We start from the raw sequence: 6,931 nt of genomic DNA on the forward strand, positions 1-6,931 counted from the left end.
TGGACAAATCATGGCACAGCCAAAGGGCGGCCGGTTCCCGCCGCAGAACCACGCGAAAACCCCTCTTTCGCGTCGCGGCTTCCTCTCCGGCCTGGTCGCCGGGGCCGCGCTGGCGCCGACGGGATTACGTGCGGAATCCGAGGCCCCCGCGACGGTGCGGGATTTCACGCCAACGCTGTTCGACAGCTTCTTCCTCGGCGGTTTCGAATGCTCCACGCATCGCCGCGGCGATGGCCGCAGGCTGGACGTCATCGCGGCCACCCAGCACGACACCTTCGCGCTGCAGGACTACCGCCAGCTTCGCGAACACGACATCTCCGCGATACGTGACGGCGTGCGCTGGCACCTGGTGGAACAGCAGCCTGGTCAATATGACTGGTCATCCCTGCTGCCGATGCTGCGAGCCGGCGAACAGGCCGGGGCGCAGATCACCTGGGACCTGATGCATTTCGGCTGGCCGGATCACCTCGATGTCTTCTCCGGCGCTTTCGTGGACCACTTCGCCCGCTACGCCGGCGCCTTCGCCCGGCTGCATCTGGCGGAGACCGGGCGCGCGCCAATGCTCTGCCCGATCAACGAGATCTCCTTCCTCAGCCATGGCGGCGGCGAGATGGGCTGGATCAACCCGGGCACCACAGGCCGCGGCGCGGAGATGCGGCGCAACCTGGTGCGTGCCTCGATCGCCGCCGCGGATGCGGTGCGCGCGGCCGCGCCGGGCGCGACCGTGATGGCGATCGAGCCGCTGGTGCACATCGCCGCCGGACCCGGGCAGGACCCGGCGCGGATCGCCGCGCTGAACGCGGAACAGCATGTGGCGCTGGACATGCTGGATGGGCAGCTTGAACCGGGCCTCGGTGGTGGCGAAAACTGCTTCGACGTGGTCGGGATGAACTACTACTGGAACCACCAATGGGTGCACCACGGCGGGCGGATCGGCGCCGACGACCCGCGCTACCGCCCGCTCGCCCGGCTGATGCAGGATTACCAGGAGCGCTACGAGCGGCCCATCTTGCTGTCCGAGACCGGCATCGAGGGGCCGGAACGCCCGGAATGGCTGAACTACATCGGCCGCGCGATGCGCGATGCGGTGCTGGCCGGGGTGAAGCTGGAGGGCATCTGCATCTACCCGATCATGAGCCACCCCGGCTGGGATGATGACCGCTACTGCGCCAATGGCCTGCTGGAGATGGCGCCGCATGACGGCACCCGCCGCCCGGTCTACCAGCCGCTGGCGGAGGAATTGGCGCGGCAGCAGGCGCTGTTCGAGGCGATTTTCGCGGCGTCCTGACCCGGTGCGGCTGGGCGGGCGTCGCAGGGCGCCCGCTTTCGCATCTTGCATTTTATAAAATCTAATGTGCAGGATGGGTCATGGCCCTTCCCAACGCTTCCACCCCCGCCTACGCCATCCTCCGCGACCGGCTGCGCAGCGCCATCCTGAGCGGTGACTGGCCGCCCGGTACGCACCGTACCCTCGGCGCCCTGGCGCTGGAGCACAGCGTCTCCATCAGCCCGGTGCGGGAAGCGCTGCTGTCGTTGGAGGGTGAGGGCCTGGTGGAGATCCGCCAGCACCGCGGCGCCATCGTGCCGCTGCTGGACGCGAAGCTTTTCGCCGACCTGTATGACCTGCGCGGCGCCCTGCAGTCCCTGCTCGCCCGCCGTGCCGCCGAACGCGCGACGGCCGCACAGCTGCAAGGCATCGCCACCCATGCCGCCGCCTTCGCCGCCGCGGCCGAACGCGGCGACCCGGCCGAGGCGCTGCGTCACAACGAGGCGTTTCACGCCGCCATCGACAGCGCCGCGGACAACCCGCAGGCGCAGGCGGTGGTCGCCGCGCGCACCGCCTTCGTCAACGCCGTGCGGCTGCGCCTGGGCTACGGCCCGGAGCGCATGCGGCGCGCCGCCGCGCAGCACGAGATCATCCTGGCCGCCCTGCGCGCCAGGGATGCGGAGGCGGCCGCGGAAGCCGCCTTCGCCCATGTGGAATCCGCCAAGCGCGACCTGCTCGAACGGTTCGCCGAAGAACAAGGAAGGAAACCCAACCCATGATGCCACCGCGCCTTTCTGCCGCGCCGGGACCAACCGGCCCCACCCGCCGCCTGCTGCTCGGCACGGCGCTCGCTGGCCTCGCGGCCCCGGCCCGCGCGCAGAACCCCGCCTGGCGACCGGAGCGGCCGCTGCGGCTGATCGTCGGCTTCGCGCCGGGCGGCACCGCAGACCTCGTCGCCCGGCTTGCGGCGGCGGAGATGGGCAAGGCGCTCGGCCAGAACATGATCGTGGAGAACCGCCCCGGCGCCTCCGGCAACATCGCGACCCAGGCCGTGATGCAGGCGCCGGCCGATGGCCACACCATGGCGCTCGCCGGGCTTCAGCTGGTGACCAATCCCGGCCTGATTGCGCAGCTCGGCTACGACCCTTCGCGGGATCTGCAGATGTGCGGCCAGCTCACCGCCCTGCCGGTGGTGGTGATGGCCAGCGCCCGGTCCGGCATCACGACGATCGAGGAGGCCATCGCCCGCGCCAAGGGCCCGGGCGTTACCATCGGCACGGCCGGCGTCGGCACCTCATCCCATCTCGGGGCGGAATTGTTGTTCCGCACGGTCGGTGGGCGGTTTGAGGGGGTGCAGTATCGCGGCGGCGCGCCGGCGTTCCAGGCGCTGCTGTCCGGCGATGTGGAGATGATGTTCGACCTGGTGGCCAGCTACCAGGCGCCCGCCGCGGCGGAAGGCCGGGTGAAGATCCTCGGCGTGATGCAACAGAACCGGGCGGAAGGCATGCCGGATGTGCGCTCCTTCGGTGAGGCCGGGCTGCCGGTGGAGGCGCAGATGCGATCCTGGCAGGGCATCTGCGTGCGCGCCGGGGCGCCGGATGCCGCCATCGCCGCCCTGCACGCCGCGACCGTCGCCGCCGTGCAATCACCGGAATTCACAACCCGGATGAAGGCGCTGTCGATCGAGCCCGTGGCCAGCGCCAGCCCCGCCGCCTTCGATGCCCTGTATCGCGCCGAGCTGGGTCGCTGGACCTCCCTGATCCGCGACGCCGGAATCACCGTGCAATGAGCGCGCGCAGCGAAGACCCCGCCGCGCGGCTGCGTGCGGAGGTCAAGGCCATGCGCCTCGACTGGCTGGTGGCGGAACGCGAGGCGCGGCCGCTCGCCCCGCTGCACATTGCCGAGAAGCCGCTGCTGGACCGGTATGCGAAGCTCTACACCGGCGCCGTCTCGGACGTACTGCGCGAACACGCACTGATGGACCAGGCGCTGCCGATGCGCATCCAGCCGCTGCGGCCCGAGCAGCCCTGCACCGCCGGCTTCGCCTTCACCGCGAAAAGTGCCCCGAACACGCAGGTCACCGGCGAGATGACGCTGCGCGGCGCCATGCTGGAGGCAATGGGCGACGGCCATTTCGTGATCTGGGATGCTGGCGGCGCCGAGGATTCCACCGCCTGGGGCGGCGTGATGACGGCGGCGGCCAAGGCACGCGGCGTACGCGGCGTGGCCATCGATGGCGGCGTGCGCGATACGCGGCAGGTGATGGATGCGGATTTTCCGGTCTTCTGTCGCTTCCGCCACCCCAATGCGGCGCTTGGCCGCGCCATGCTGTCCCACTTCCAGGTGCCACTCCGCATCGGGCCGGTCATGGTGCATCCCGGCGATATCGTGGTGGCGGATATGGATGGCGTGGTGGTGGTGCCGCGCGCCATCGCCCTGCCGGTGCTGGAGCGTTGCGAGGAGATCCTGGGCCTCGAGCGGGAGATCTTCACCTGGATCGAACAGGGCGATTCCGTCGCCGAGATCAGCGCCAAGGGCGGTTATTTCTGAGCGGGGAAACAGAACATGCGTGGCACAGCATCCTGCTGCGCGTGAGCGAAAGCCCCGCCGCCTCCACCACCTTCGTCGCCGCCGAGATCAAACGTCGGGGCCGCGTCATCCGCCAAGCTGGAATCACCGCACAATGACCAGTTCCAATCCACGTATTACCGCGATCCGCACGCATCTGATGCAGGCGGGGCCGCTTGGCGTCTCCGGCTGGGGCGATGTGAAGACCAGCATCACCACCGGCACACGCAACTGGCTGTTCGTGACGGTGGAGACGGATGCCGGCATCACCGGCCTCGGCGAAGGCAGCGGCTGGCCGCGCGTGGTGGAGACGGCGGTGGCCGACCTCGCCCATCTCCTCATCGGCCAGGACGCCTTCGACATCGAGCGCATCAGCCAGCGCCTGACGGTCGCCATGATGGGCCATGGCATGAATGGCGTGGTCGGCCAGGGCGCCATCGCCGCGATCGACACTGCCTTGTGGGACATCAAGGGCCAGGCGCTCGGCGTGCCGATCTGGCAATTGCTCGGCGGCCGGATGCGCGACCGCATCCGCTGCTACACCCATGCCTCGACACCGGAACAGGCGAAGGATGCGGTGGCGCGCGGCTACACCGCCATCAAGACCGGCGGCGTCGCCAACCCCGTCGCCAAGGCGCAGGCCATCCGCGCCGCCATCAGCAACGAGGTGGACCTGATGATCGACCTGCACGGCCCGCCCTGGCTGAACCTGCCGGACGCCATCGAGATCTGCCGCGAACTCGGCAAGCTGCGCCCGCTATTCGTGGAGGAACCGCTGGCGCCCGAGAACATGGAGGGCTACCGCGCGCTGCGCCGTGCCGTCGATGTTCCGCTGGCCGCCGGTGAGCGGCATGGCGGGCTGCATGGCGTGGCGCCGCTGCTGTTCGAGAATCTGGTGGATGTCATCCAGCCCGATAGCGGCCGCGCCGGCGGCTTGACCGGGTTGCGAAAACTGGCCGGCATGGCGGAGGCGCGCTTCGCGACCGTGGCGCCACATTCCGGCTCGCTGGGGCCGGTGGCGGAATACGCCGCCATCCACCTGCTGGCGGCCATCCCGAACGCACTAATCCTGGAACGCATGGACCCGGATTGGCCCGGTCGCGCGCAGGTCACCAACGGCGTGGTGCCGGAGATGCAGGATGGCCATGTGCTGCTGCCAACGGCGCCGGGCCTTGGCGTGACGCTGAATGAGGCCTTCGTCACCGCCAATCCCTCGATCCGCAATTGCGGCCTGCCCAGCGGCGGCTGGCCGAAGGGGACGGAGCCGGCGACGCTGTACAACCAACCGCGCACGCCGCGCATGGCGATCCTGCCTGAGGACCGGCGCTGAAGCGGCTTCAGGCGAACAGCGCGGCCACCGCCGGGTTGTGGAAGCGCTGCACCTCGATGGCGTAGCCGGCCGGATCCTCGAAGAAGAAATGCTCGATCTGCGGGCCGCGCTGCAGCGGCCCCAGCTTCGGCACGCCAGCCTCCGCGAGCTTCGCGTGCCACGCCGCCACATCCGGCACCACCAGCGTCAGCAGCGCCGCGCTGCGCGGCTGGTGGCGCAGATGGCCCTTGTTGCCATCGACGATGCCGAAATAGCTGTTGGGCGCGACGCGATAGATGCGCGCCGTGCCCTGGTCCAGCACCAGCGCGAAACCGAGCGTCTGTTCATAGAACGGAATCACCGCGGACAGGTCCGGGTAGTAGAAGAAGGTGATGGCGGTGCTCGGCGTCATGCGATGCTCCTCAGGCAGTCAGCGCGGCGTGCAGCGCGCCCTGGGCCGGCGCATAGGCGGCGGCGAAATGGTTCACGCCGGGCAGCACGAAGGCGTCGCCGCCCGTGGCAGCGGCCATCGCCTCCGACTGCCGGATGAATTCCGGGCTTTCCGCCGTGCCCCAGGCCAGACGCAGCCGGCCACGGAGGCGTGCGGCATGACGCAGCGGGCTGAGCGCCGCGGCCTCCGTCGCATCCAGCGTCACATAGGCGCGGCGCGCGGACAGCAGCACCGGTTCCAGATCATAGACGCCGGAGACCAGGGTGACGCTGGCGAATTCCGTCTCCGTCGCCAGCACCGCCGCCAGATGCGCGCCGGAGGAATGGCCCGAAAGATGGATCGGCCCGCGCGACCGCAACCAGCCAACGCAATCGCGCAACTCGGCCACCACATCCGGCAGGCGCCGCCCGGGCAGCAGGCTGAAATCCGGCACCGCCACCGCGTACCCCGCCGCCGTCAGCGCCGGCGCCAGGAAGCCCGAATCATCACGCGACTGCGCCCGCCAGGCGCCGCCATGGATGTGCAGGTGAACACCGCGCGGGGCGCCCTTCGCGGGGTACAGGTCCAGCAGATGCGGGCCATAGGATAGCGTCTCCGGCCCCAGCGCGCGCCGGGCAGCGGCCGTATCGGCGCGGTAGCGCGCCAGCCATTCCGCCATGTCCGGCGCCCAGACCCGCTGGTCATAGGCCGCATCCAGCGCCGCCTGGTCGTAATCCAGCCAGACCCTTTTCTGAATCATCGCGCACTCCCGATCAGCGTGGCGCTTGCCACGGAAGCCCGCCAATCGGAAGCCCGGCTTTACCTGCGCCGCATTCCGCGCCACGGATAAGCGAAGGGATTCAGGGGAGCGATCGGTCCATGCCGACCAATGCGATGCGGGTTGCGGTGATGCCGGGTGACGGCATTGGCGTGGAAGTCACGGATGCCACGACCTTCGTGCTGGAAAAGCTGGTGCGCCGCCACGGCCTCGGCCTGTCCACCGAAACCCTCGCTGCCGGCGCTTTCGTCTATCAGGAAACCGGCACCGCGATGTCGGAGGAGGTGTTCCGCCAGGCGGAAGCGGCGGATGCCATCCTGCTCGGCGCCATGGGCTGGCCCGGCATCCGCTACCCGGACGGGACGGAGATCGCGCCGCAGCTCGACCTGCGTTTTCGCCTTGGCCTCTATGCCGGCGTCCGCCCGATCCGCGCCATCCCCGGCGTGCCGCTGGCACTGCGTGACCCGCGTGCCGAGAAGATCGACCTGGTGATCCTGCGCGAGAGCACGGAGGGCCTGTTCTGGGCCCGTGGCCGCGGCGAGATGATCGAGGACCGTGAGGCGCGCGACACCATGGTGA

The 6,931-nt window shown here is 69.7% G+C and carries 8 protein-coding genes; 6 read left to right on the forward strand and 2 right to left on the reverse strand.

Translation table 11 applies throughout. From position 1 onward, the window contains the following. Positions 1-10 precede the first annotated feature (10 nt). The 5 genes from Q8S40_RS23540 (at position 11) to Q8S40_RS23560 (ending at position 5,165) form a co-directional block, all read left to right on the forward strand. Positions 11-1,288 (forward strand): beta-glucosidase, encoded by a 1,278-nt coding sequence (locus tag Q8S40_RS23540; protein WP_305672359.1) that lies wholly within the window; start codon positions 11-13, stop codon positions 1,286-1,288. 80 nt (positions 1,289-1,368) lie between these two features. Next, positions 1,369-2,046 (forward strand): GntR family transcriptional regulator, encoded by a 678-nt coding sequence (locus Q8S40_RS23545; RefSeq protein WP_305672360.1) that lies wholly within the window; start codon positions 1,369-1,371, stop codon positions 2,044-2,046. Next, positions 2,043-3,056, forward strand: a complete 1,014-nt coding sequence (locus Q8S40_RS23550; RefSeq protein WP_305672361.1) for a tripartite tricarboxylate transporter substrate binding protein — start codon at positions 2,043-2,045, stop codon at positions 3,054-3,056. The genes Q8S40_RS23545 and Q8S40_RS23550 overlap by 4 nt, the downstream gene beginning before the upstream one ends. Then, on the forward strand, positions 3,053-3,817 hold the full coding sequence (locus tag Q8S40_RS23555; protein ID WP_305672362.1) for an RraA family protein: 765 nt from the start codon (positions 3,053-3,055) through the stop codon (positions 3,815-3,817). Before Q8S40_RS23550 ends, Q8S40_RS23555 begins: the two co-directional genes overlap by 4 nt. A 133-nt stretch (positions 3,818-3,950) precedes the next feature. Beyond that, entirely contained in the window at positions 3,951-5,165 is a 1,215-nt protein-coding gene (locus Q8S40_RS23560) for a mandelate racemase/muconate lactonizing enzyme family protein (protein ID WP_305672363.1), read from the forward strand. A gap of 7 nt (positions 5,166-5,172) precedes the next feature. On the opposite strand, the gene Q8S40_RS23565 is transcribed toward Q8S40_RS23560, so the two are convergent. Both Q8S40_RS23565 and Q8S40_RS23570 read right to left on the reverse strand, forming a co-directional pair. Continuing rightward, positions 5,173-5,556: a VOC family protein gene (locus Q8S40_RS23565; RefSeq protein WP_304812342.1), complete on the reverse strand. Its 384-nt coding sequence runs from the start codon at positions 5,554-5,556 to the stop codon at positions 5,173-5,175. A 10-nt stretch (positions 5,557-5,566) separates the two neighbouring features. After that, positions 5,567-6,334 (reverse strand): alpha/beta hydrolase, encoded by a 768-nt coding sequence (locus Q8S40_RS23570; protein WP_305672364.1) that lies wholly within the window; start codon positions 6,332-6,334, stop codon positions 5,567-5,569. Positions 6,335-6,453: 119 nt separating this feature from the next. Between Q8S40_RS23570 and Q8S40_RS23575 the strand changes: the two genes are divergently transcribed. Next, the coding region (locus Q8S40_RS23575; protein ID WP_305672365.1) for an isocitrate/isopropylmalate family dehydrogenase at positions 6,454-6,931 on the forward strand (478 nt) is incomplete at its 3' end.

The organism is Falsiroseomonas sp. (assembly GCF_030695085.1).
In the GTDB taxonomy this organism is placed as follows: domain Bacteria; phylum Pseudomonadota; class Alphaproteobacteria; order Acetobacterales; family Acetobacteraceae; genus Falsiroseomonas.